The sequence below is a fragment of the Acinetobacter brisouii genome (genome assembly GCF_008993995.1).
GTDB lineage: Bacteria > Pseudomonadota > Gammaproteobacteria > Pseudomonadales > Moraxellaceae > Acinetobacter > Acinetobacter brisouii_A.
Window position 1 is genome coordinate 1 of sequence record NZ_BKNN01000044.1, and the last position, 25450, is coordinate 25450.

Annotated in this window: 19 protein-coding genes and 3 pseudogenes; 9 read left to right on the top strand and 13 right to left on the bottom strand. The window is 45.0% G+C overall.

The genetic code is table 11. The features are described 5' to 3' along the window. Nucleotides 1-213 precede the first annotated feature (213 nt). Entirely contained in the window at nucleotides 214-3051 is a 2838-nt protein-coding gene (gene uvrA, locus GBN19_RS10880; RefSeq protein ID WP_151778154.1) for an excinuclease ABC subunit UvrA, read from the bottom strand. Nucleotides 3052-3176: 125 nt separating this feature from the next. On the opposite strand from uvrA, the pseudogene GBN19_RS10885 reads away from it, so the two are divergent. Continuing rightward, nucleotides 3177-3533: pseudogene (locus GBN19_RS10885) on the top strand (DUF1304 domain-containing protein). A gap of 69 nt (nucleotides 3534-3602) precedes the next feature. Here GBN19_RS10885 and GBN19_RS10890 read toward each other — a convergent pair. Beyond that, nucleotides 3603-3986: a hypothetical protein gene (locus GBN19_RS10890; RefSeq protein ID WP_375707869.1), complete on the bottom strand. Its 384-nt coding sequence runs from the start codon at nucleotides 3984-3986 to the stop codon at nucleotides 3603-3605. A gap of 141 nt (nucleotides 3987-4127) precedes the next feature. Here GBN19_RS10890 and GBN19_RS10895 point away from each other — a divergent pair, with 141 nt between their 5' ends. Further along, entirely contained in the window at nucleotides 4128-4466 is a 339-nt protein-coding gene (locus GBN19_RS10895; RefSeq protein ID WP_151709642.1) for a GlpM family protein, read from the top strand. Here the strand turns inward: GBN19_RS10895 and GBN19_RS10900 are convergent. From GBN19_RS10900 to tenA, 6 genes are all read right to left on the bottom strand, one after another. Next, nucleotides 4463-5323 carry an EamA family transporter gene (locus tag GBN19_RS10900; RefSeq protein ID WP_151778156.1) on the bottom strand — a complete coding sequence of 287 codons (861 nt, stop codon included), beginning with the start codon at nucleotides 5321-5323 and terminating at the stop codon, nucleotides 4463-4465. The two genes, GBN19_RS10895 and GBN19_RS10900, sit on opposite strands and share 4 nt — an antisense overlap. Then, nucleotides 5320-5715 (bottom strand): DMT family transporter, encoded by a 396-nt coding sequence (locus GBN19_RS10905; RefSeq protein WP_151709640.1) that lies wholly within the window; start codon nucleotides 5713-5715, stop codon nucleotides 5320-5322. The genes GBN19_RS10900 and GBN19_RS10905 overlap by 4 nt, the downstream gene beginning before the upstream one ends. Nucleotides 5716-5719: 4 nt before the next feature. Then, on the bottom strand, nucleotides 5720-6757 hold the full coding sequence (gene arsB / locus GBN19_RS10910) for an ACR3 family arsenite efflux transporter (protein WP_151709639.1): 1038 nt from the start codon (nucleotides 6755-6757) through the stop codon (nucleotides 5720-5722). 19 nt (nucleotides 6758-6776) lie between these two features. Further along, the gene (locus GBN19_RS10915; protein ID WP_151709638.1) at nucleotides 6777-7094 is read right to left on the bottom strand and encodes a metalloregulator ArsR/SmtB family transcription factor; all 318 of its coding nucleotides are present in this window, start codon (nucleotides 7092-7094) and stop codon (nucleotides 6777-6779) included. Between the two features lie 4 nt (nucleotides 7095-7098). Further along, complete coding sequence (arsC, locus tag GBN19_RS10920) at nucleotides 7099-7530, bottom strand: arsenate reductase (glutaredoxin) (RefSeq protein ID WP_151778157.1); 432 nt, start codon at nucleotides 7528-7530, stop codon at nucleotides 7099-7101. A gap of 117 nt (nucleotides 7531-7647) precedes the next feature. Then, nucleotides 7648-8322: a thiaminase II gene (tenA, locus tag GBN19_RS10925; RefSeq protein ID WP_151778158.1), complete on the bottom strand. Its 675-nt coding sequence runs from the start codon at nucleotides 8320-8322 to the stop codon at nucleotides 7648-7650. A gap of 153 nt (nucleotides 8323-8475) precedes the next feature. On the opposite strand from tenA, the gene GBN19_RS10930 reads away from it, so the two are divergent. The 4 genes from GBN19_RS10930 (at nucleotide 8476) to GBN19_RS10945 (ending at nucleotide 15143) form a co-directional block, all read left to right on the top strand. After that, nucleotides 8476-9543: a DUF475 domain-containing protein gene (locus tag GBN19_RS10930; RefSeq protein ID WP_151778159.1), complete on the top strand. Its 1068-nt coding sequence runs from the start codon at nucleotides 8476-8478 to the stop codon at nucleotides 9541-9543. 99 nt (nucleotides 9544-9642) lie between these two features. Continuing rightward, nucleotides 9643-11007 carry an MFS transporter gene (locus tag GBN19_RS10935; protein ID WP_151778160.1) on the top strand — a complete coding sequence of 455 codons (1365 nt, stop codon included), beginning with the start codon at nucleotides 9643-9645 and terminating at the stop codon, nucleotides 11005-11007. Nucleotides 11008-11058: 51 nt separating this feature from the next. Further along, nucleotides 11059-11694 (top strand): single-stranded DNA-binding protein, encoded by a 636-nt coding sequence (gene ssb, locus GBN19_RS10940; protein ID WP_151778161.1) that lies wholly within the window; start codon nucleotides 11059-11061, stop codon nucleotides 11692-11694. Nucleotides 11695-11843: 149 nt separating this feature from the next. After that, the gene (locus tag GBN19_RS10945) at nucleotides 11844-15143 is read left to right on the top strand and encodes a DEAD/DEAH box helicase (RefSeq protein ID WP_151778162.1); all 3300 of its coding nucleotides are present in this window, start codon (nucleotides 11844-11846) and stop codon (nucleotides 15141-15143) included. A gap of 180 nt (nucleotides 15144-15323) precedes the next feature. Here the strand turns inward: GBN19_RS10945 and GBN19_RS10950 are convergent, their stop codons facing one another. Beyond that, nucleotides 15324-16943, bottom strand: a complete 1620-nt coding sequence (locus GBN19_RS10950) for a purine-cytosine permease family protein (RefSeq protein ID WP_151778163.1) — start codon at nucleotides 16941-16943, stop codon at nucleotides 15324-15326. Nucleotides 16944-17106: 163 nt separating this feature from the next. Here GBN19_RS10950 and GBN19_RS10955 point away from each other — a divergent pair, with 163 nt between their 5' ends. Together GBN19_RS10955 and GBN19_RS10960 are read left to right on the top strand one after the other, a co-directional pair. Next, nucleotides 17107-20586, top strand: coding sequence for a hybrid sensor histidine kinase/response regulator (locus tag GBN19_RS10955; protein WP_375707870.1), 3480 nt, complete (start codon nucleotides 17107-17109; stop codon nucleotides 20584-20586). Then, entirely contained in the window at nucleotides 20579-21502 is a 924-nt protein-coding gene (locus tag GBN19_RS10960; protein ID WP_151778165.1) for a response regulator transcription factor, read from the top strand. The genes GBN19_RS10955 and GBN19_RS10960 overlap by 8 nt, the downstream gene beginning before the upstream one ends. A 332-nt stretch (nucleotides 21503-21834) precedes the next feature. Here the strand turns inward: GBN19_RS10960 and GBN19_RS10965 are convergent. The 3 genes and pseudogenes from GBN19_RS10965 to alc form a co-directional block, all read right to left on the bottom strand. Further along, nucleotides 21835-22207, bottom strand: a pseudogene (locus GBN19_RS10965) (phospholipase D family protein); the annotation flags it as partial. A 105-nt stretch (nucleotides 22208-22312) separates the two neighbouring features. Continuing rightward, nucleotides 22313-22816, bottom strand: a complete 504-nt coding sequence (locus tag GBN19_RS10970; protein WP_151778166.1) for an ureidoglycolate lyase — start codon at nucleotides 22814-22816, stop codon at nucleotides 22313-22315. Next, nucleotides 22813-23820 carry an allantoicase gene (gene alc, locus GBN19_RS10975; protein ID WP_151778167.1) on the bottom strand — a complete coding sequence of 336 codons (1008 nt, stop codon included), beginning with the start codon at nucleotides 23818-23820 and terminating at the stop codon, nucleotides 22813-22815. The genes GBN19_RS10970 and alc overlap by 4 nt, the downstream gene beginning before the upstream one ends. Nucleotides 23821-24016: 196 nt before the next feature. Here alc and hpxO point away from each other — a divergent pair, with 196 nt between their 5' ends. Then, a complete protein-coding gene (gene hpxO / locus GBN19_RS10980; protein WP_151778168.1) occupies nucleotides 24017-25174 on the top strand; it encodes an FAD-dependent urate hydroxylase HpxO in 1158 nt (385 codons plus the stop codon). Nucleotides 25175-25244: 70 nt separating this feature from the next. On the opposite strand, the pseudogene GBN19_RS10985 reads toward hpxO, so the two are convergent. Beyond that, nucleotides 25245-25450 (bottom strand): annotated as a pseudogene (locus GBN19_RS10985) (IS4 family transposase); the annotation flags it as partial.

Here is a 25450-nt window from a genome sequence, read left to right on the forward strand (position 1 = left end):
TAATTAATTTTTTTATTATTACATTATGTTACTTTAATTACACAATATTACATTGAAAGTTACAAAACCATTGGAAGAAAAGCAAATAATTTTGAAAGAAATTTTACAGTGTGTGTATTCGTCACAAAATGGGCACTAAACCATAAAAAAAATGCACAGGGTTGCTGTGCATCCTTTAGCGGAATATAGGATTTTTGCAAGGTTGAAGTAAGGTTAATCTACCTGTAACAGTGGCTTTAAGAATCGTCCTGTATGCGAAAGGACAACCTCTGCTACCTGCTCAGGCGTACCTTCTGCAATAATTTCACCACCACCTGAACCACCTTCAGGGCCTAAATCGACAATCCAGTCCGCAGTTTTAATCACGTCCAGATTATGCTCAATCACTACAATGCTATTTCCTTTATTGCGTAGCTCATGCAGGATGTCGAGTAGCTTGGCAATGTCGTGAAAGTGTAGACCTGTGGTCGGCTCATCCAGAATATACAGGGTTTTGCCTGTATCACGTTTTGCCAGCTCGCGTGCCAGTTTCACCCGCTGTGCTTCACCACCAGACAGGGTGGTTGCTGCCTGACCCAAACGGATATAGCCCAAGCCCACTTGCATCAAGGTATCTAAACGGCGGTGAATGACGGGAATCGCATTAAAGAACTCTGCGGCATCTTCCACTGTCATGTTGAGCACATCGGAAATGTTCTTGCCTTTATAGCCGACTTCCAGTGTTTCACGGTTATAGCGTTTGCCATGACAGGCATCACAAGGCACATACATATCGGGTAAAAAGTGCATGGCAACTTTAATCATGCCATCGCCTTCGCAGGCTTCACAGCGTCCGCCTTTGACATTGAAGGAGAAGCGTCCTGCACTATAACCACGGGCTTTGGCTTCAGGGGTCTGAGCAAATAGCTCACGAATCGGAGTAAATACGCCTGTATAGGTGGCAGGGTTTGAGCGTGGGGTACGTCCAATCGGGCTTTGGTCAATATCAACCACTTTATCCAGATGTTGCAAACCATCAATCGACTGGTATTTTTCCGCGGTTAGTGTGGTTGCACCGTTGAGTTCGGTTGCTGCAAGTGGCAGTAAAGTGCGGTTAATTAAAGTCGATTTGCCTGAACCCGAAACGCCTGTGATACAGGTCATCACGCCTAAAGGCAGATTGAGCGTGACATTTTTCAGGTTATGCCCAGATGCACCGCAAAGCTGAATGCTATTTTCAGGATTCGGTGGGGTCATGCGTTGTTCAGGTACTGCAATTTTCAGTTTGCCTGCCAAGTATTGTCCTGTGAGCGAGTTTTTGTTTTTTGCCAGTTGCTTGGCTGTGCCCTCGGCAATAATTTCCCCACCATGGACGCCCGCACCAGGACCAATATCAATGATATGGTCGGCAGCACGAATGGCATCTTCATCATGTTCAACTACCAATACCGTGTTGCCCAAGTCACGCAGGCGGATCAGGGTTTGCAGTAAGCGGTCATTGTCGCGTTGATGCAGACCAATCGACGGTTCATCGAGGACATACATCACACCCATTAAGCCCGCACCAATTTGTGAAGCGAGTCGAATTCGCTGTGCTTCACCACCTGACAGGGTTTCAGCCGAACGTGACAGACTCAAATAATTTAGCCCGACGCTGACTAAAAATTGTAGGCGTTCACGGATTTCTTTAAAAATTTTATCGGCAATTTCGCCTTTTGCCCCTTCAAGGCTCAAGTGTTGATAATAATCTGCAGCATCGCCAATCGACATGCTCGTGATTTGTTCAATACTGTGGTCTTTGACTTTCACATGCCGTGAAATTTCATTCAGGCGTGAACCACCGCAGGCATCACAGGCGGCATTGGATAAGTACTGTGCCAAATCATCACGGATATAGTTGCTTTCGGTTTCGCGGTAGCGACGTTCCAGATGTGGCAATACGCCTTCAAACGCCATGACACGACTGTGTTTGCGTCCGCGTTCATCGATATAGCTCAGGTCAATTTTTTCTTTGCCTGTGCCGTTCAGAAATTTCTTTTGGGTGTCTTTACTGAGATCTTGCCACGGACAATCTAAATCAAAGCCATAGTGGGCAGCGACTTTTTCTAACATGCTGTAGTAGTAAGGACGCTGACGATCCCAGCCGCGAATTGCGCCTTGATGGATGGAAAGATGCGGATTGGGAATCAGTTTTTCTGCACTGAAATGACTACGTGTGCCTAGACCATCGCAGACAGGGCAAGCGCCAAACGGGTTGTTGAATGAGAACATGCGTGGCTCAAGTTCTGCCACGGCACGGTCACATTCAGGGCAGGAGTGACGTGCTGAAAACACGCGGTCAGGTTGTTCGCCTTTCATCCACGTTAAAATCGCCAAGTCTCCGCCTAGGCGCAGGGCAGTTTCAAAGGATTCTGCCAGACGGTTGCCCAGATCATCACGCACTTTAAAGCGGTCGATCACCACTTCAATGCTATGTTTTTTCTTTTTATCCAGTTCAGGCGGGCTGTCGATGTCAATGATTTCGCCATCGACACGAGCACGCACAAAACCCTGACTTTGCAGTTGTTCAAACAGGCTGCTGTATTCGCCTTTACGCTCTCGCACTACGGGTGCAAGCAGCATCAGTGCGGTGCCTTCTTCTAATGCTTTTACCGCATCGACCATTTCAGAGACGGTTTGTGCCACCATCGGCAGGTCGTGTTCAGGGCAATACGGTGTTCCGACACGTGCATAGAGCAAACGTAAATAGTCGTAAATTTCGGTAATGGTTCCCACAGTTGAACGTGGGTTATGGCTGGTCGATTTCTGCTCAATGGCAATTGCGGGGCTTAAACCCTCAATCGAGTCGACTTCGGGTTTTTCCATTTGCGATAAGAACTGGCGGGCATAGGCAGACAGTGATTCGACATAACGGTGTTGTCCTTCGGCATAGAGGGTATCGAATGCCAGTGAGGATTTTCCTGATCCCGAAAGTCCCGTAATCACCACAAATTTATCGCGTGGAATATCGAGGGACACATTTTTTAGGTTATGGGTACGTGCGCCTCGAATACGGATATGACTGTGACTCATAAGATCTCTCGGTAATAAGCAAGTAGAAACTGCTATATGATAACGATTTAAAATTGTTCAAGCTGTAGCAAAACAGTTTTAAGCGTCAGATTGTGTCGGGTAAATACACAGGAGAATCTAAGATCATGATTGGAAATATTTTAATTGCACTGATTGGCATCTTGCATGTCTATATTTTGATTTTAGAAATGTTTTTATGGGACAAGCCTCAAGGTTTAAAAGCTTTTGGCAACACCTTGGAAAAAGCCAAACTGACCAAAGTTTTGGCACAAAATCAGGGGCTATATAATGGCTTTCTGGCTGCGGGATTATTTTGATCATTGCTGGTCGGCAACCCCGATTTTTCCCACGCGATTGCCACCTTCTTTTTAGGCTGTGTGTTGGTCGCAGGGATTTATGGTGGACTCACTGCCAGTAAGAAAATTATTTATATTCAGGCTGTTCCCGCATTACTGACTTTGTGTGTGCTGTATCTGATCTAAATCGGGCATTTAGAAATAAAAAAAGCACAGGACAACCTGTGCGATGGAGAAAAGCCAATCAATTTAAAACTAGGCACAAGCGCGATGAAATTCACGCTCGAAAATAGATTCAACCTGTTCAAAAGTAAGCTGACGCGGTTGTTGGTGTGCAAAAGCATAATGAATCACGCCTTGCTCAAGTTGCGATAAAAACAGTTCATAGTCGTGTTGGAAATGACTGAAATCGAGCAGGTCTAAATGCTTGGAATGGTGGCAGTTATAGCGCCCGATAAAATCAAGCATCTGCTTTTGAATGTCCCGATTGGTAAAATACAACAAATAAGTGGCGGCTGAACCACAGTGCAAACAGCCTTGATGAATATAGATTTCTTCATGATTAAACCAGCATTGTCGCAGGGTGATCATGGCTCTGAGGGCTTCTGTACCTTGTGTCTCTTGTGGCATGGTGGTCATCTCAAGATTAATTGATAATGATTATTATTTATATCTTGAGTGATTGTTGCTGCAAAAGCAAGCCTTGATTGCAATAAAACATGGGCAAAGGTTCAAATCTTTGTAAAATGCAGATCAGGATTCAAATATGATGATGGATGTATGTGGGCATTAGCATTTAAATGTATGTTGGGCGCGTTGGTGGTGCTGTTGATTTCAGTGCTGTCGAAAAGCAAGTCTTTTTATATTGCAGGGCTTGTCCCTTTGTTCCCAACCTTTGCTCTGATTGCCCATGTGATTGTGTTTCAGCAGCAAGGGGCAGATGCACTGCGCCGTACTGCACTGTTTGGCTTATGGTCACTGATTCCATATGCGATTTACCTGATTGCGGTGTATCTGCTCGCCACCCAAATGTCGGTGTTGAATTGCTTAAGTCTGGCAACACTGGCTTGGGCAGTCGCAGCAGGAATTTTGTTATATGGCTGGTATTTGTGGGCTTAATCGGAAGCAGGTCGCTGACTGCTCACAGCAATGCCAATGGAGGCTGTGACAATCAGCAATAAAGCAATCCACTGAAAGACCGTAAGTTGTTCAGCCAGTAAAATACAGCCTGTGAGTGCGGCAATCACAGGGGATAGACTGGTTAAAATACTATAATGCAGTCGTGCCAAATGCTTGAGCGCAACCAAATCCAGTGCATAAGGCAGGGCTGTGGCTAAAATCGCAATCGTTAGTCCAAGCCACCAATATTGCACCGCAAACAGTTCATGCGGATGTTGCCAGAGTTCCAAAGGTAATAGCAGCAGCGCGGAAAAGCTAATCGCAATACTGAGCATGTGCATGCCGATATTTTGCCGAACCACTTTATGCCCAAAATAGATATAGGCTGCCCAAAACAGACCTGCCCCAATCGCAAGGCACATACCGATAAACGAGAAATTACCATTGTGTTGTCCCCACGGAATAATCAACACAATTCCTAAGATTGAACAACTCACCCAAATCAGATCGCGGCGGTTTTGAATCGAACATAAAGCTAGCCCTAAAGGCCCAATAAACTCTAAACCAACTGCCAAACCTAAAGGTAAGTGACTCAGCGAATTGTAAAATAACAAGTTCATTAGCCCCAATGAGGCGCTATAACACAGCAGATTTGACCAATTTAGGGTTTTAAATTTCGGAAGAATCCGCCATGAACGAAATATCACAATCACAATGATCGCAGCAAAACACAGCCGAAACATAGTCACGGTTAGGGGGCTGACATGGCTGAACAGTTGTTTGGCGAAACTGGCACTGACCTGATAAGACACCATCGACAACAACATGCAGGCTGTCGCAAAAAGTTGTGAATTCATATGCGGCTTCTCCGAGAAAAAAAGTTCATCACGACAATGCCGAGAAAGACAAAAACTGCGCCGACAATAAAGTTCAGTTCAACTTGCTCATGCAGCAAAATCACACTAAACAGCACGCCAAAAATGGGCGTTAAAAATGAAAAAATACCCAAACCTGAAGCCACATATTGCTTGAGCAGCCAGAACCAGACCAGAAAACTGGCAAAGGAAACCACCACAATCTGGAAGGTCAGACTGGTGAGTACCAGCGGGGTAACATGAATGAGTGTCTGACCTGTCAGTAGTGCAAACAAGGACAGAATGATAAAATGATGTGTGCGTAAATAGCTAGATTGCCTAGAGTTTATAAAATTAAGGCAGCTATATTGTATAGCTGCCTTGAGAGAATACATCAGATTAGCTATTAAAGAATTTCTTGCGAATCCAGAAACTAACACTGACCAGTGAGATCAGCACAGGTACTTCTACCAAAGGGCCAATCACGGTGGTAAATGCCACAGGCGAAGCCAGTCCAAAGGTTGCCACTGCAACGGCCAATGCCAGTTCAAAGTTATTCCCCGCAGCAGTAAAGGAGATTGCAGTACTGCGTGCATAGTTATTGCCGAGCCATTTGCTCATGGCAAAACTCAGGAAAAACATCACAATAAAGTAGATGGTCAGTGGAACGGCAATCCGCAATACATCACTTGGTAAGCTCAGCACTTCACCCCCTTTCAGGCTAAACATCGCCACGATGGTAAACAGCAGCGCCAATAAGCTGATTGGGCTGATTTTGGGTAAAAAATGGCTTTGATACCAATTTAAGCCTTTGGCTTTGACCAAGATGCTACGTGTCAGAAAGCCTGCAAAAAATGGAATACCCAAATAAATCAGCACGGCTTTACTGATGTCGAGGAAGCTGACATCGATCACCTGACCTTTTAAACCAAAATAAGGCGGCAAGAAGCTCAGGAAAAACCATGCGTAGGTACTGAAAAACAGAATTTGGAACAGGCTATTAAATGCCACCAGTGCTGCAACATACTGGTTGTCACCACAAGCCAGACCATTCCAGACCAGTACCATCGCGATACAGCGTGCTAGCCCAATCAGGATGAGTCCTGTCATGTACGCAGGCGAGTCATGCAGAAAAATCACCGCGAGCGCAAACATCAGTACAGGTGCGATCAACCAGTTTTGCACCAAAGACAAGGTCAGGGTTTTTTTGTCTTTAAAAATTTCAGGCAGTGCGGCATAGTCTACTTTGGCAAGTGGTGGATACATCATCAAAATCAGACCGATTGCAATCGGCAGATTGATCGAACCGACACTTAAATGATCAATTGCTGTAGAGGCTTGCGGGAAAAATTGCGAAATCGCAATGCCAAGTCCCATCGCCAGAAAAATCCACAGCGTTAAATTACGATCAAGAAACGATAAACGAGATTGAGCCATAGTAAGGTTCATCTAAAAATTAGTCACAACAATGCACTGGCGTTGACAGTGTGGTTGCGAATGAAAGGGGAGCTTGCTGCTGAACGATCTGTAAAATCTCAATACACCAGACTGGAAGTTGTTCATGCAAGCGGTAATAGACCCATTGACCTTTACGGTGGTCTTGGAGCACGCCTAAATTACGTAGCAGTGCCAAATGGCGTGAGATTTTGGGCTGACTGAGCTGAAGTTTTTCAGTCAGATCGCACACGCATAATTCCTGATGTTCAACCACCAACAGCACTAGACTGAGGCGAGTTTCATCGGCAAGGCATTTAAAAAATTGAACTTGATCCATACACTTAACCTGAAACACGCTGTCCGTGTTCATCAATAATTTGTTCGCCATCTTCTTTAGAAAAAGCACCGAGCTGCGGCAACGGTAAAATATCTAGAACCACTTCAGATGGACGGCACAGACGCGTTCCTTTTTCAGTAATCACAAAAGGGCGATTAATCAAAATCGGATACTGCAACATAAAATGCAGCAAAGCATCATCTGACCAATGAGGCTCTTCAAGGTGTAAGTTGGCATACGGTTCAACATTGCTACGGATTGCTTCACGTACAGTTAAGCCTGCATCGGCAATCATGTTCACCAGTTCTGCTTGGCTGGGTGGGTTTTTCAGGTATTCGATCACTTCAGGCTCTACACCCGTGTTTTGAATCAGGGCGAGGGTATTGCGTGAGGTTCCACATGCAGGGTTATGATAAATTTTAATGTGGGTTGTCATGTCTAATACTCAAGATACATCGTCGATAGAAAATATTATATATGAATATCCGTATATATGAAATTATAGATATGTGACACAATTAAAAAGCACCTGATGAAAGGTGCTTTAATCGGCTTAAGCAGGATCAAGACCCAACCAATGTTGTTGATGGTAGGCACTGTCCCAAAACAGCCATTCAAGTTCAGCGCCACGTCGGTAAGCCTGTTGCATTTTTGCCAAAGTATCGGCATCACAGCGTTCAGCCACCTTGTCGATGGTGGCAATCACATTACGAACTGCTGTATGGAATTCCTCACCTGCATAAGTGTCAATCCAAGCTTGATACGAGTTATTGGCAGCTGACTTTTCAACAATTGCCAGACCCACTTCAGCATAAATCCAGAAACACGGCAGAATTGCAGCAAGAACTATAGGGTAACTTTCCGACCATGCGGTTGCCAATAAAAATGAGGTGTAGTGATGACAAGCCAGACTCAAAGGGGTATGGGCAAATTGTTCAGGGCTAATTCCAAACTGCTGCATAAAGCCTTCATGCAAACTGCGCTCGACAATAATCGCAATTTTAGCGCCTTCAGAAAACTGCATGATGTCATCGGCATCAAAGGCTTTGGCAGCAGCAACTGCGAGTACCCGACCATAGGCCAGTAAATAGTGTGAATCTTGAATAATATAATGTTGAAAGGCTTCTGATTTTAATGTGCCTTGAGCCAACTCTTGGTTAAATGGGTGCTGAACAATTTTTTGATATAGGGCAAGGTTCTTTTGCCAGAGTTGTTCTGAAAAACGCATGTTAACTCCATGATGAAACAAAAGTAGCACTATAACGGGTTTTGCCAGCGCTTGATTTTTAAATCCATCAAAAACAGAAGTAGGTATAATGTGCAGTAGTTTGTGTTGATCCATGTCACTGCGACGGGTCATTTTAGTTTTATAGGTCAGTTCATGAAACATTTTCGTTTCTCGTTTTTTTTCACCATCGTTTGCTTAGCGATTGCAGCATATTGGGGCTTTACTCATGGGCCTGCAGCAGGCTTTTCAACGATGTTACAAGCACTTTCTATCACCGCAATTTTGGCGATTATGGAAGTATCTTTGTCTTTCGATAACGCTGTAGTCAATGCTTCAGTGCTTCGCAGTTGGGATCATTTCTGGAAAATGATTTTCCTCACCGTGGGGATGATTATTGCGGTATTTGGTATGCGTCTGGTGTTCCCGATTGTGATTGTGGCAGTGACAGCCAACATGAACATGATGGATGTGGTCAGCATGGCATTGAATGATCCAAAAACCTATTCGATGCGTTTAATTGAACACCATGCTGAAATTGCAGCGTTTGGTGGCTCATTCCTTGGCTTGGTGTTTTTAAACTTCTTCCTCGATGAAGAAAAAGACACCCACTGGTTTAAGTGGCTTGAAAAGCGTCTTGCCAATTTGGCGAATGTGCCTGCGATGTCGGTATTTTTAACCCTGATCTCACTGTTGATCATGGCGCACCATGTGGTTGACAGCGAACGTTTAGCTGTAACACTGGCAGGGATTTGGGGCATTGTGGTCTATATTGGCGTACAAGTTTTGGGTCACTTACTGGGTGGTGAACCTGAAGTCGATGAAGATGAAAGCAATGCAGGCAATGCTGCCAATGGTCTGATCAAAGCAGGTTTCGGCGGCTTTTTGTACCTTGAAGTGCTAGATGCATCGTTTAGTTTTGACGGGGTGATCGGTGCATTTGCGATTACCTCTGATGTGGTGATCATTATGCTCGGACTGGCCATTGGTGCCATGTTCGTACGTTCCATGACGATTTATTTGGTCGAAAAAGGCACGTTAGATGCTTATATTTACTTGGAACATGGCGCGCACTATGCAATCGGTGCATTGGCGGTGATTATGTTTGCTAGCGGTACAGGCATGCATATTCCTGAAGTGGTGACAGGTTTGATTGGGATTGCATTTATTGTGTGGGCAGTGATTGCCTCAATTCAATATCGTAAACATCCTACGACTGATTAAGCCAAATTTCAGAAAAATGTATAAAATGATGGGGTACAATATTTTGTGCCCCATTTTTTATGCTTTGCTCAAACGTCCCCCAAGAGATTACAGATTGATATGATGAATGCCTTAGAACGTCGTTCCACTTTTGCTTTAAGCAGTATTTTTGCCTTACGCATGTTGGGATTGTTCATGATTATTCCTGTGTTTGCTGTGGCGGGGCAGACCTATCAATACGCAACTCCTGCATTGCTGGGTTTTGCTGTTGGTGTTTATGGGCTTTCTCAAGCCATTTTACAAATTCCATTTAGTTTATGGGCAGACCGATTTAGTCGTAAGCCATTGGTGGTAATTGGTTTATTGTTATTCGCATTGGGCGGTGCGATTGCAGCCATGTCACATACCATTTATGGGGTGATTTTAGGACGAGCAATTGCAGGAGCAGGTGCGGTGTCTGCGGTGGTCATGGCATTACTTGCCGATGTCACCCGAGAAGAAAACCGTACCAAAGCCATGGCAGCCATGGGCATGAGTATCGGATTGTCCTTTGTGGTCGCTTTTAGTATCGGGCCTTGGTTGACGCATATTGTGGGGATTTCTGGATTATTTTGGGTCACCACCATCATGGGGCTGTGTGCCATTATGATGTTGTTTTTGGTGCCGAAAACCACACGTCACCATCGTAATTTTCAACATGGTTATTTGCAGCAGCTTAAACATGTGCTGAAAATGGCAGATCTGAATCGTCTGCATTTTTCTATTTTTTCACTGCATTTACTACTCACAGCGATGTTCATTTATGTGCCATCGCAATTGATTGAATATGCAGGCATTCCTTTATCAAAACATGGTTTAGTGTATTTACCCTTGTTGCTGATCGGGGTATTTTGTTCGTTTCCAAGCATTATCATTGCTGAAAAACACCGTAAGATGCGTGGCATTTTCTTGGGTGCGATTGTTGGTGTGGTTGTGGGCTTGTTGGTCTTGGCTTTTGGTTATCACTCGAAATATACCTTGCTGCTTGGCTTAGGCATCTTCTTTGTTGCTTTTAATGTGATGGAAGCATTATTGCCATCTTGGTTGTCGAAAGCTGCACCGATCCAATCCAAAGCGACAGCCATGGGCGTGAATGCCAGTGCTCAATTCTTTGGTGCATTCCTCGGGGGTACACTCGGCGGTCAATTATTAATGTTACATAATGCGTCAACAGGTTGGGGCATTCTGGCTGGAATTGCACTGATCTGGACTTTGGTCAGCTTTGGTTTGCAGCAACCACGTTATTTAACTTCTGTGATTTTGCGTTTGCCTGAGGGTAAACAAACGGATGAATGGACTTCCCAGCTTTTGGGAATTCATGGTATTGAAGAAGTGGTGGTCATGCTGGATCAGCAAGTCGCTTACGTGAAACTAGATAAAAAGCAGCTCGATGAATCTGCACGACAACATTTAACGCACTTGTTAGGCAAAGAGCTAGTCATTTGAAGATAACTCTTATAAAGTAAAACGTAGAAACATATAGGAAGATAGTAGCGAATGCGTGGTGTTAATAAAGTTATTTTAGTCGGTACATTAGGTCGAGATCCTGAAACTAAGACCTTTCCAAATGGTGGGTCTTTAACCCAGTTTTCTATCGCAACGAGTGATTCTTGGGTAGATAAAAGTACAGGTGAGCGCAAAGAACAAACAGAATGGCATCGTATTGTCTTGCATAACCGTTTAGGTGAAATTGCACAGCAATATTTGCGTAAAGGCTCGAAAGTGTATATCGAAGGTTCATTGCGTACCCGCCAATGGACAGATCAAAATGGTCAGGAGCGTTACAGCACTGAAATTCGTGGCGATCAAATGCAAATGTTAGACTCAACTCGTGGTCAGTCTGAACAGGGCGCGGGCGATAACGCTGGTTATGGTCAACCTCGTTTTAACAATAATAATCAGCAAGGTGGTAACAACTACGGCGGTGGTTATGGTCAAAACACGGGCTTTAATAACCAGCAAGCGGGCGGACAAGGCGGTGGTTTTAACAACTATGGCGCAGGCAACAATAATGCGAACCAAGGCGGTTATGGCAACAACAATGCGCAAGGTGGTTTCAATAATCAAGCTGCGAAACCAAAACCAGCGGCAGCCCCTGCACCCGCAGATTTAGATGACGATTTGCCGTTCTAAAAGCGCTGAACTGAACCAAAATAAAAAATCTCTTATCCGAATAGATAAGAGATTTTTTTTATTGTCCCTAAAAAAGCATGCACTTTTAAAGCCAATATCGTTACTATAGCTGCTTGCGTTTTAGTTTAGTGTCATGACGTTTGGGAAATATGAAGATTGTTCAATTACTTTCAACTTTTGATCGCGCGACCATTGAGCGAAGTCGCGGATATATCAGTGAGATTGATGCCGAACAAATTTCAGTACATGCTCAACCGACCAACAAATGGTTAATCGAAGCCCAAGTTCAAGGGCGGCAGCCTTATCGCACTCGTGTAACGCTCGATGCCAATCAACAACAGGTTGTACAGACCCGTTGTAGTTGCCCCGTGGGCGATCACTGTAAACATGCTGCCGCTATCGTGCAGTATGCCGTGCAGCATCAGTTGATTGCTCATTCACCTGTTCAGGAAAACCGTTCAGCATGGTCACAGCGTTTTGAGTCGACACTCAATCACTTTCAGGTCAGCACTGAAACGCCTGAATTTTTAGATGAAAATCATTTTATTTATATCGTAGAGCGTCAGCAAACAGGGCTAAATACCCTGCAACTGTATAAGGTTCGCCGTAACAAACAGGGCGAATTGCGTGAAGCCAAACAATATACCAACTATGCCAATATTCTAAATTCACATGTCGATGCCACAGTGCAAGAGCGTGTGCTGTTTCAGCAGATTTATAGTGCATTAAATACCGAAAAAGATCACCTGCTTCCGCCACATAGCTTAAGCCTCAAAGGCTTGCCTGCCAGCTTGTTACAGCAAGCCGCACAGTATGGCTGGTTGTATGCCAATGATTATAAAAACCCTATATTGCAGTGGTCAGATGCGGTGTATCGACTGGATTTTACTTGGGAAACGCAGGCAGATGGTCAGTCTGAACTGTTGATTGCCGATATTTATGCACTGGGCAGTAAGCATGAGTTAAAACATGCCCAGCACATCCGTATTTTAAATACACAGCCTGTGACTTATGTCGATACCAAGCAGAAAACCATTGGTCTGGTCGATGCAGAATATCGTTATGAAATTATCAATGATCTCCTGAAAATGCCATCGATTCCAAGTCATTTACTTGAAGAAATGGAGCAGACTTTACAGCGTTATCGGGTCGATCAAAATGTAACGCTGGCATCCTCAGACCAAAAGCTGAAAAAAATCTCAGGTCAGCCCAAAGCAGTTCTACGTTTTGGTGATCACATACAGATAGATCGGATGTTTTCAAAAAATGAATTGGCTTGTGCCAGTGTATTTTTTGACTATCCTACGGGGCGTGTCGCAGCCAATACGCCTGAAGACAGTTTTGTCGGACAGCAACAGCAAAAGCCTGTGCGGCAAATGCGTGATCTTGAACAAGAACAGGCATTACTCGAAAAATTTTGGCAATGTTTACCCGATACAGCTTGGTTTGAACAACTTCCGCATATTCGGTTTCCGCATATTGATACTCAAAATTTGGTCTGTATTGATGCGCATGAATTGATTGCAGCATTACTGCCGATCAATCTGATTGAGAAATTGGGCTGGACAGTCGAGCATGGCGCACAAAGCCTGTTTAATTTACAGCTTGCTCAACATGTCGATGTTGCTCTGAGCCAAGCCGATGAGCGTTATGAATGGTTTAATATCGGCATGACCATTCAGGATCAACGGGGTAATAAACATAATCTGGCGGAATTACTGGCACGTCTGATTCAGTTGCATCCGAAATTGCTCGACATGCAGCGGTTGCATGAGTTTGATGAAGAACATTATTTTGTGGTTCCCATCAGCAATGCGCCGAGTCTGCTGATTTACTTTAAAGACATTAAGCCGATTCTGGTTCATCTCAACCAGTTGTTTAATCAGGATGATGACATTCAATTGGATGTCTATGATGTCGCGCTGTTGTCCCAAGCCTCCGATTTAAATTTAAATCTATACCATGCCGATCGTTTAAAACAGTTTATTCAGCGGTTGCAGCAAGGTGAGCAGCAGGCTTTGGCAACACCTGAAGGTTTCTGTGGAGAACTCAGAAGTTATCAACAGCAAGGTTTGGGCTGGTTGCAGTTTTTGACCGAAACTCGTCATGGCGGCATCTTGGCTGATGACATGGGCTTGGGGAAAACCGCGCAAACGCTTGCACATATCTTGTTGCAGCAGCAGGCAGGGCAGCTCAATAAAACTCCTGTGCTGATCATTTGCCCGACCTCACTCACTTCGAACTGGTTTAAAGAAGCACAAAAATTTGCACCGCAACTCAAAGTGTTGGTGTTGCACGGGCATAACCGTCATGTGCATTTTCAGCGTTTGGTGGAATACGATGTAGTAATCAGTACCTATCCGTTGTTGGCACGTGACATTCATTTGTTAAAAGATCACAAGTTCCACATGGCGGTGCTCGACGAAGCGCATTACATTAAAAACCCGAATGCCAAAGTTTCACAAGCTGCACGGCAGTTACAAGCACAGCATCGCTTGTGCCTGACAGGGACGCCGCTAGAAAACCATTTGGGTGAGTTGTGGTCGTTGTTCCATTTTCTAATGCCCGGTTTCTTGGGGACTCAAGACCACTTTAACCGCAAATATCGCTACCCGATTGAGCGACAGCAGCGTGTTGATTTACAAGAAAAATTGGTGCTGCGTACTCGTCCGTTTATTTTGCGCCGTCTGAAAAATGAAGTGGCGAAAGAGCTGCCGAAGAAAACCACCATTGAAGTCAATATTAACATGAATGATGCACAGCTCAAGCTCTATGAAGCACTGCGTACTGCGATGCAAAGCAATGTGCGTCGCATTCTGGCGGAGCGTGGGCTAAAACGCAGTCATATTCAGATTTTGGATGCCTTGCTGAAATTGCGTCAGGTGTGTTGCCATCCGCGTTTGCTCAATCTGGAAGGCATGAACAGTCACAAGATTCATTCTGCCAAACTCGATTATTTGATGGATACCTTGCCTGACATGTTGCAGGAAGGGCGTAAGATTCTGATTTTTTCGCAATTTACCAGCATGCTCAGTCTGATTGGTGATGCCTTGCAAAAACAGGGCATTGAGTATGTCAAACTGACAGGTCAGACCCAAAAACGCGATGATGTGATTCAGCGTTTCCAGTCGGGTGAAGTGCCGATTTTTCTGATCAGCCTGAAAGCAGGCGGGGTGGGGCTGAACCTGACCGCTGCCGATACCGTGATTCACTATGATCCGTGGTGGAACCCTGCCGCAGAAGATCAGGCTTCGGATCGGGCATGGCGCATCGGGCAGGACAAACCTGTATTTGTCTATAAACTGCTGATGAATCAGAGTATTGAAGAAAAAATCCTGTTGATGCAGAAAAACAAGGCGCAACTGGCGCAGTCGATTTTATCGAAAAACAGTCAGATCAATACGTCCTTTAGTGAAGATGAATTACTGCAATTGTTTGATGCGACTTAATCGACGTGTTGCATCATCCCAATAAATAAAAAACAGCGATGTTGGGGGACATCGCTGGGGGTAAAAAAGGGGTGTTGTTCGAGTTTTGGTGGGTTTAATGATTAGATTTCTTTCATAACTCCTTGTTATTTCTCCCTATGGGAGAAAAATAAAGAGGGTGTAGACATTTATGGAAGAAATTTATTTGTCCAAAGTTTTACAGAGTGAGCAGATCGTACCGCTATGTTTGTGTGAGAACATCACATCTGGGCGTTCATAAGCTTCATCGCACACCACGCAGCTATACACAGTTGCCATAGGGGTTCCCTCAGCGTCATAACGCGGTTCTTTAATACCATCATGCTCTTGTTTAATATAGTATTTTCCACCTGTCACCAAACCCATCACTGGGGTCAGCACAAAGGCAACCACAAGCGCAATCAATGGTGAGTAGGCTGCAAGGAAACTGCCGAATAATCCGAAGAATGCTGCAATCGAAAGACCTGCTGCGGCAAGGAAAGCCACCATGCCCACAGGGTTGATGTTGTAAAGCATGTCGCGGCGGTATTCAGGTTCTTTCGGTGAGAGTTTCAAGACATATTTGTTGATGGCAATGTCAGTGGCAACCACCACCACCCAAGCGATGGCAAAGTTTGAGTAGAAGCCCAAAATTTTGCCCAACACGGCGAACATGTTGCCTTCCATCAGTGCGAGGGCAATCGCCAAGTTGACCAAGACAAAGATAATACGACCTGGATAATGTTTGCTGATGCGAGTGTACGCACTGGTCCACGCCAAAGAGCCTGAGTAAGCATTGGTCACGTTAATTTTGATTTGTGAAATGACCACTAAAATCACCGCTAACGCCAAGGCTAACCAACCTGGAAGCATATCATGGAAAGCGGCATTGAACTGTTGTACAGGTTCAGTAGCATTCACGCCTGGTAATTTGGTCAGCAAGTAGAAGCCTAAGAATGCACCGATGATTTGTTTGAGCGCACCTAAAACCACCCAACCCGGCCCTGCGGAAATGACGGCTGCCCACCATTGTTTGCTGTTGTCTTTGGTTTTGGCTGGCATAAAGCGCAGGTAATCAATTTGTTCACCAATTTGCATGATCAGCGATAAACACACGCCTGCACCGAGCATGATTGCAGCCATATCCATCGGGGCAAAGCCGTCATGCCCTGTAAACTGAGCAAACTGACCCACCAGATTTGGCTCTTTATTGATGAGATAGGCCACAGGGCCGATCATCAAAATCAACCAGACAGGAGTCGTCCAGACCTGTAATTTACTCAAGGCTTTCATGCCGTAAATCACCAGTGGAATCACCATAAAGGTCGAAAGCAAATAGCCTGCCCACAGCGGAATACCGAGGCCGAGTAGCAAACCTTGCGCCATGATCGAACCTTCGAGCGCAAAGAAAATGAAGGTAAAACTGGCAAAAATAATACTGGTCAGCACCGAACCGAAGTAGCCAAAACCTGCACCACGAGTAATCAGATCGAGGTCGATGTTATAACGCGCAGCATAATAGGCGAGCGGAATCCCTGTCAGGAAAATGATGATTGCGGCAAATAAAATCGAGAACACGGCATTGGTGGTACCGTAAGACATGCCGATACTCGCGCCAATCGAGAAGTCCGCGAGGTAGGCAATGCCACCGAGTGCGGTAATCGCCACCACTTTTGGACTCCAGCGTCTAAAACTGTGTGGTGCATAACGCAGGGTATAGTCTTCTAGGGTTTCGTTGACTGCTTTTTGATTGTCACTGCTGCCTTGCAGGCTGTTTACATCTGAATTTTGAGATACGCTCATAATCGCCATCCTCCCCGATATCGATGCTGAATTTTTGAGTTGCATTCAGTGTGTCCTGTCAGGGCAAAATCGAAAATACGTTATATTGCGTATCTGTATGCAAGATAAAAGCATGGTCAAGATCGGCAAATTTTGGCAAAGTGCAAGCAGCACTTGAATGTTCATGCCTTGCTGGAATTCCATCATGCCGAAATCGCCAACGCCACCTTCAACCCCGCAACGGGTGATTCCAACCCGCCGTGAGTACAACATTTGGGTGGCGGATGAGAGTATTGAAGATTTTGCCTTGCGCTATGCACCGCGCTCGGTACGGAAATGGTCGCCGTGGATGGTGACCAATACCGCCATGTCGACGGTGAGTTTTCTGGCGATGGAAGCCATTGGCGCGACCCTGCTGTGGCAATACGGTTTTAGCAATGCGTTGATGGCAGCGATTGTGGTGTGTAGCTTGATTTTTCTGACCAGTTGGCCGATCAGTTACTATGCTGCCAAATACAATGTCGATGTAGATTTACTCACCCGTGGCGCAGGTTTTGGCTATATCGGTTCGACCATTACTTCAGTCATTTATGCCAGTTTCACCTTTATTTTGCTGGCGTTTGAGGCCGCGATTATGGCGATGGCACTGGAATTGGCGCTGCATATCCCGCAGAGTATCGGCTATCTAATTTCCGCCCTGATCATCTTGCCTTTGGTGGTGAAAGGGGTTGGATTTATCAATAAAGTTCAGGCGATTACCCAACCGATCTGGCTGATTTTACTGCTGTTGCCTTGGATCTTTGTGTGGTGGAAACAGCCGCAGCTGCTCGAGCAGAGCATGCAGTTTGTCGGCATTACTTCACATTCAACCGCATTTAACCTGACGTATTTTGGTGCAGCCTGTACCTTGCTATTTGTGTTTGTGATTCAGATTGGCGAACAAGCCGACTATTTGCGCTTTTTGCCACCGCGTGAGCAGCATCCGCGCTCATGGTTACTGGCGGTGTTTTTGGGCGGACCATCATGGATTATTTTTGGTTTTGTCAAAATTCTGATGGGCATGTTGTTGATGGTATTGGCTTATCGTTATGCCATCCCGCAGACTGAACTCAGTAATCCGACCTATCTGTATTGGCTCGCTTTTCAGCAAGGCATTTCCTCGGCAGATGTGGCGCTGTGGCTGACGGTTCTACTGGTGTGTCTGGCACAAATTAAGATCAACATGACCAATGCCTATGCAGGTTCACTGGCATGGTCGAATTTCTTTGCGCGTTTAACCCATAGTCACCCTGGGCGGATAGTCTGGCTGATTTTCAATATCCTGATCGCCATCATGCTGATGGAAATGGGTATTAGCCATGCGGTTGAGCAGATTTTAGGGTTGTACAGCAATATCGCACTGGCATGGATGGGTGCAGTGGTTGCGGACTTAATCATTTGTAAACCTTTAGGATTAAGCCCGAAAGGCATCGAGTTTCGCCGTGCCTATCTGTATGACATTAATCCTGTCGGGGTGGGCGCGCTGCTGTTGGCATCCTTGCTGTCGATGCTGAGTTATTTGGGTTTTTTCGGGGAATTGGCAAAAGGCTTGGCGAGCTTTATTGCACTGGGTACAGCCATGCTGAGTGTCCCGATCATTGCCTATTTGACCCGAGGGAAATATTACCTTGCCCGTCAGCCTGAAGCTTTAGCCATGACTTCAGTGGCAACCTGCGTAGTCTGTCAGCGTGAATATGAAGTAGCGGATATGGCGAGTTGTCCTGCCTATAGCGGGCAAATTTGTTCCTTGTGCTGTTCGTTGGAAGCACGTTGCCATGACCGCTGTAAACCGCATGCGCGTTGGTCAGAACAGTGGAAAAGTCTGCTGATTCGTTACCTACCGAGTACGTGGGCGCAGCGCCTGAATACCCGTTTGAGTCTGTATTTACTGGTGATGCTGAGTTTGGCACTGGCACTCGCAGTCTGTCTAAGCTTGGTGTATTTGCAGGAAAAAAGCAGCTTGGACGCGATTCATACCGTAGGGCAGCAGCAACTGTTTGCGCTATTTGTGAAAATTTACTGCATTCTGTTTTTACTGATTAGTGTGGCAGCATGGTGGCTAGTGTTGAATGATGAAAGCCGCCGCAATGCCGAACAGGAAAGTGAACAACAAAATAGTCTGCTCCTCGAAGAAATTGCGGCGCATGAGGTCACCTCTCAACATTTGCAGGATGCACGGATTCAGGCGGAAAAAGCCAACGAAGCCAAAAGCCGTTATGTGATTGGCATTAGCCATGAACTGCGTACGCCGCTGAACAGTATTTTGGGCTATAGCCAGTTATTGCAAAAGCAGGAAAAACTCTCGGAACAAGGCGAAAAGGCTTTGGGGGTGATTAGTCGTAGCGGGCAGCATTTGACGTCATTGATTGATGGTTTGCTGGATTTGGCGCGCATCGAAACAGGCAAGATTTCCCTGAATATGGTCGATATTCATTTCCCTGATTTTATTCAGCAAATTGTACAAATGTTTCAGCCGCAGATTGAGCAGAAGCATTTGAAATTTGTCTGTGAGATCAGTGAACACCTGCCGCAATATGTGCGTAGCGACAAAAAACGTCTGGAACAGGTGCTGATTAATGTCTTGGGTAATGCCCTGAAATTTACCCGTAAAGGCGAAATTCGTTTACAGGTCGATTACCGTTTTCAGACCGCCTATTTTACGGTTCAGGACACGGGTTGCGGGATTGCGAAGGAAGATTTGCAGCGCATTTTCACGCCTTTTGAACGTGGGCGTAATGTGGTACAGGGCGGTTTTTCGGGGACAGGGTTGGGACTCCCGATTGTTAAATTACTGGTGGATTTGCTCGGTGGACAACTGACCGTGAGCAGCGAGTTGAATCGGGGCACGAGTTTTCATATCAAGCTGTATTTACCATCCAAAGACCTGATTCATCCGATTCGTAACCTGCATAGCAATCAGATTGCCGGTTATGTTGGCGAGCGTAAACGGATTTTGGTGGTGGACAATGAAGCGGTTGATCGTGGTCTAGTTGCTAACTTTTTGCGCCCGCTGGGTTTTGAGTTGCAAGAAGCCGAATCGGGAATTGACTGTCTGCGTCAAGTGCCGATGTTTCAGCCCGACCTGATTCTGATGGATCTCAATATGCCGTTGATGGGTGGCTGGGAAACTGCACGTTTGCTCCGCCAAAACCATATTACCAATGTGCCGATCGTGATTATTTCCGCCGATGCCAATGAGCGTGCGGTGAATCCACAAGATGCGGTGCTGACAGAAGACTTTCTACTGAAACCGATTGATCTGAATTTATTGCTCAGCAAAATTGGCGATAAACTGGATTTAACGTGGCTGAATGCCGAGCAGCAAGCGCAGCAGCCCAATTTGCCCAATCAAATGCAATCGACTCAGCCAGCATCATCATCAAACGCAGAGAAAGTTACTGAAACATTATCAGCAACTTCAGTACAGAGCTTGCCGCAAGCTTTGGCACATTTACAGGAGGTGCTAAGTCAGGGGTATATTCGCGGGGCGCAGCAGGCTCTACAGCAGTATCAGCAGAATTTTCCTGAACAGCAAAAATTATGGTTGCAGTTGGCACAATCTGTGCAAAAATTTGACCTTAAAATGGCCAAACAGCAGCTTCAGGACTTTAGCATTGATGAATAATCATGATGCGGTAATTTTAATTGTGGATGATGTGCCCGAAAATTTAGGGCTTTTGCATGAAAGCCTTGATCAGGCAGGCTATCGGGTGCTGGTCACCACCGATGGTTTAAGTGCGATTGAAATTGCCCATCGCTGTCAGCCCGACATGATTTTGCTCGATGGCAACATGCCACATATGGATGGTTTTGAAAGCTGTCTGCAACTCAAAGCCAGCCCGATTACCCAGCTTATTCCCGTGATTTTTATGACAGGGCTGTCGGAAACCGAGCATATTGTGCATGGTTTTCAGGTCGGGGGCGTGGACTATGTCACCAAGCCGTTAAATATCGAAGAAGTGCTGGCGCGGGTGCGTACACATCTGACGCATGCCAAGCTGTTACAGCAGCAAAAACAGGTAATTGATGCCACTGAAACCGCGATTTTGGCGCTCGATTCCGAAGGGAAAATGCTGTGGCAAACCCAAAAAGCCGAGCAAATTTTACAAGAATGCTTACCTGACAGTGCAGGCTTTGCACAGGGACTCAAGCACTGGTTTAGCGAACTGAAACAGGACAAAGATCCCAAGCGTTTGATGAGTTGTAGCTATGCGACCCCTACGCAAAATTTACAGCTTTTGTTGCTGACACCGTGGCACGCTGAACGTAGCAATCAAAATTATTTGGTACAAATCAAACTGGCGACTGCAACCTTAAGCGTGGCGGAAATTTTGAAGTTTTGCCCGCAACTGACCCAGCGTGAAGCAGAAGTCATGCACTGGCTGATTTTAGGAAAAACCAATAAAGATATTGCAGAAATTTTGGCACTGAGTCCTCGTACCGTAAATAAGCACCTTGAGCATGTTTTTGCCAAACTGGCAGTGGAAAACCGCACGGCTGCGGTGGCGTATCTGCATAGTCTGGTACAAGATAAGGGGTAGATTGATCTGCGTTTGATGTACGCTTCAAAAATGGGATACGCGAAAATGTCATCCGCAACTTTTTGAGTCAAAAAATATTTCTCATAAAAATAGACTTTGAGCAGACATGCTGCTCATCCTTGTGAAATATTGTTCAAGGCTTTTATATCTATATTCTGTAGGGATAGACGTCTTAAAACTTTAATTTTGTATAAGAAAGTTTATGCTAAGTCGAACGTACTATTTGGAATAATTGCCCTAAAATAAGTTGGCGTATTGGCATCATTCGAGATGTGACCATAAAAGTTTGGTGTGCTTGTTTGGCAGTAAAGATCGAAGCTTGGACTCATCATTATATCTTGTTGACTATGTTTTTTAAAAATTAGCGCCATCTCATTATTATTAATTTGGCTAAATTCATATAGGTTTAAGCTGCTAATAATGCAAGTATTTTCATTCAATATAGCATTTTGCATGCAGGTTTTTACAGAAGCTGACCCGAATATAGTCAAGACGCTGCATCCATTTAATTTCGTCAGGATGTAAATCACTTTTGCGGTAGACAATCCGAATATCAATTTTTAGGCGGTTTTTATCTTCGAGTAATTCTTTAATACGGTCATTTAAGCGTAAATAAGGGCTAATCAGAATCAAACGCTCTTTGGCATTTTTAATCAGTTCTTCAAGGAAGAAATTGGTTGCACTGGTATTTAAGAGTTTTGCCATGATTGACCTACTATAATGTGGTGTTATCTCAAGATCATAAAACAAAAGAATTAAATCTTTCCAGTAATTTAGCAGACAGGCTGCCGAAACAGCCTAACCAGAATCCTATTCTTGAATCAGTACCGATTCAGGAAACCTGAATACATCACAGTTGTGACCTGTACCGAGTCGGTCAACCACAGCAAAATCACTTGGACTTTCCAAAGTCAGAAGTGGATGATGCCATGTTCCTGCACGGTAATTTACGCCTTGTGTACCATCTGACATAAAGGCACGAATACACTGTAGATCAGGCTGTTCAGCATTTAAATTGGGAGCAACCACAATCAGGAATTTTTGTCCCTGCATTGGAATAAAGGCTTGTGAGCCAATTGGATGTCGTTCCAGCATATCAATCTGCAACGGCAAAGTTGTGGTTTTGATATTGCGGAAAATACTGATGCCAATCTTGCCTGTTGCGTCGCTTTCAGTCTGTACCAATGCGTGATAACGCTCGGTATGTGCATCATTGATATGAAAAAAATCATGTCCTGCACAGCCGATCACTTCGCCGAATTCGGCGAAGCTTTCAATGCTTAACGGTTCAATCTGAACGGTGATTTCACTCATCCTGTGACTTTACCCCATAAACGAATACGGCTAATGCCGCCATCTGGAATCATGTTGACGCGGATATGCGAGATTTTTTCGTGCGCTAACACTTCATTAATATAGTTGTGCACATGATCCATTTGCATGTCTTGTGCTTCCAGTAAAAATGGCCAAAACATGCTTTGTGGAATCAGTTGCGGATCGGTGGCATCTTCCACATACACGGCTTGAATCGACACTTGTGCAGGGAAGTTACCTTTAAAGTGAGCCGTATCAATCTCGATCTTTTCAATAGCGCCTGCTTGTCCCAAAGCCAGCACACACCAGTCAAAACCAGGGGCGCGACGACGCTTGGTTTCCCAGCCGTCACCCATGTTGACACCACGCCCTGGGTTGATCAGGTTACGTGGGTGACCATAGTGTGCATCACTAAACGCAATCACTCGTCCGCCATTTTCCAGTGCCAGTAAATCGAGAGTTTGCTCACTGTCTTTAAGTTGGATTTGCACTTCACCATACACACGCAAACGTGCCACACCACCGTCAGGGAAAATGTTCAGGCGAATATGGGTAAATACCTGATCTGATGCAATCTCAAAAATATGATGCTGACTTGAACCTAAAACACTGTTGGGCAGCAAACTGTGCCACTCCACTTGATCAAGCTGACCATCGGGTGCATAGCAAGCTTCTAGTGCAGCCGATGCAGGATAGTTGCCTGTAAAGAATGTGGTGTCGATGTCTAGCCCTGAGATTTTGCCTGCCACACCGAGTTTAACGATACACCAGTCGTAGCCTGCATGACGTTTACGGCGGGTTTCCCAACCATCCATCCATTTGCCATGATCATCAAATTTGTCTTCGACAAAAATCGGCGCATCGGCATTGAGCATGCGTTTTGCTTCAGCAAAAAATTCATCAGAACAGTCAATGATCGTGGCACCAATACGTGCATCGGCAAGGTTGGTCAGGTGAGTCAACTGCGTTGGTAGTTCAAAAGCAGGCGCAAGTAGGGTAGCCATGTATTCTTCCTGTGGGGTGTTTTTATGTCGTGAAATAAAATCCTTTGCCTATACTAGCATTGTTGATTATTTAAAAAAGAGTGGCAAAAATGTGGCAGTTTTGCAGGAATTGAACGAATTCAGAGCAAAATAGTTGGTATGGCACGTTTTTGGCATCAAAAATAAAACAAACGGTATAAATATACAGGAGCTATAGATGGAAATTGTCATTATCGGTGCTGGTATGGGGGGGTTAACCACAGGAATTGCACTAAAAAAGTTCGGACATAAAGTAACCATCTATGAACAAACACAAAAAATTCTTCCCGTTGGTGCAGCGATCTCTTTATGGTCAAATGGCGTCAAATGCCTGAACTATTTAGGATTGTCTGCTCAAATTGCCAAACTGGGTGGGCAAATGAATGATCTGGCTTATGTCGATGGTTTGACAGGGGAAACCATGACGCAATTTAGTTTGCAGCCGCTCATTCAAGAAGTCGGTCAGCGTCCGTATCCTGTATCGCGCGCCGATTTACAAAACATGCTCATGGATGAATTTGGTCGTGAAGATATTCATTTGGGTAAACGTATGGTGGCTTTGGAGCAACAAGCAGGCAAAGTGAAGCTGCAATTTGAGGATGGTGCTGAAGTTGAAACCGAACTGTTGATTGGAGCAGATGGTACACACTCGATTACCCGTGCTTATGTGCTGGGTGAGCAAGTTCAGCGCCGTTATGCAGGCTATGTCAACTGGAATGGACTGGTGGATATTTCTGAAGATTTAGCACCAGCAGAACAATGGACAACCTATGTCGGTGAGGGTAAACGTGCTTCACTCATGCCCGTAGCCGATCAGCGTTTCTATTTCTTTTTAGATGTACCATTGCCTGTCGGTTTGGAGAATGACCGCAGTCAGTATCAAGACCAACTCAAAGAATATTTCAAGGGCTGGTGTCCACAGGTTCAAAGTTTGATTGAGCGACTCGATCCGCAAAAAACCAATCGGGTTGAAATTCATGACATTGAGCCATTTTTGAAGTTCTATAAAGGGCATGTGGTTTTGGTGGGCGATGCCGCACACAGTACCACACCTGATATTGGACAAGGTGGTTGTCAGGCGATGGAAGATGCGATTTATCTAGCACGTGCCTTACAGGTCAATACTTTGGGCATTGAAGATGCTTTATCCCGTTATCAGGAAAAGCGCAATGAACGTACCAAAGAAATGGTGTTACGCGCACGTAAACGTTGCGATGTGACCCATATGAAAGATGAGGAAACGACCCAAACATGGTACAGCGAACTGCGTCAGGAACAAGGGCCGCATATTATGCAGGGTATTATCAGTAATATCGTGGGGAATGTATTGGATTAATACGCATCACAAAACAAAAAATCACCCCATAAAAAAAGATGCCTTGAAGGCATTGCTGTCCCACAATTTTTCACAAGAGGAAGCTCATTTGAGCTTCCTCTTGTTTTATGGGTATTTTATCGGGTGAAAATAAAGCTTTTAAAGTTCTTCTTTCAAACAAATTCACTTGAATTATTCTGAGTAAACGTTGAACTGTCCAACCTGTTTTCCCTAAATGTTGAGCGAAACTCACCAATAAATAGGCGATCATCGCAATCCAGATTTGTGTCTGAATTG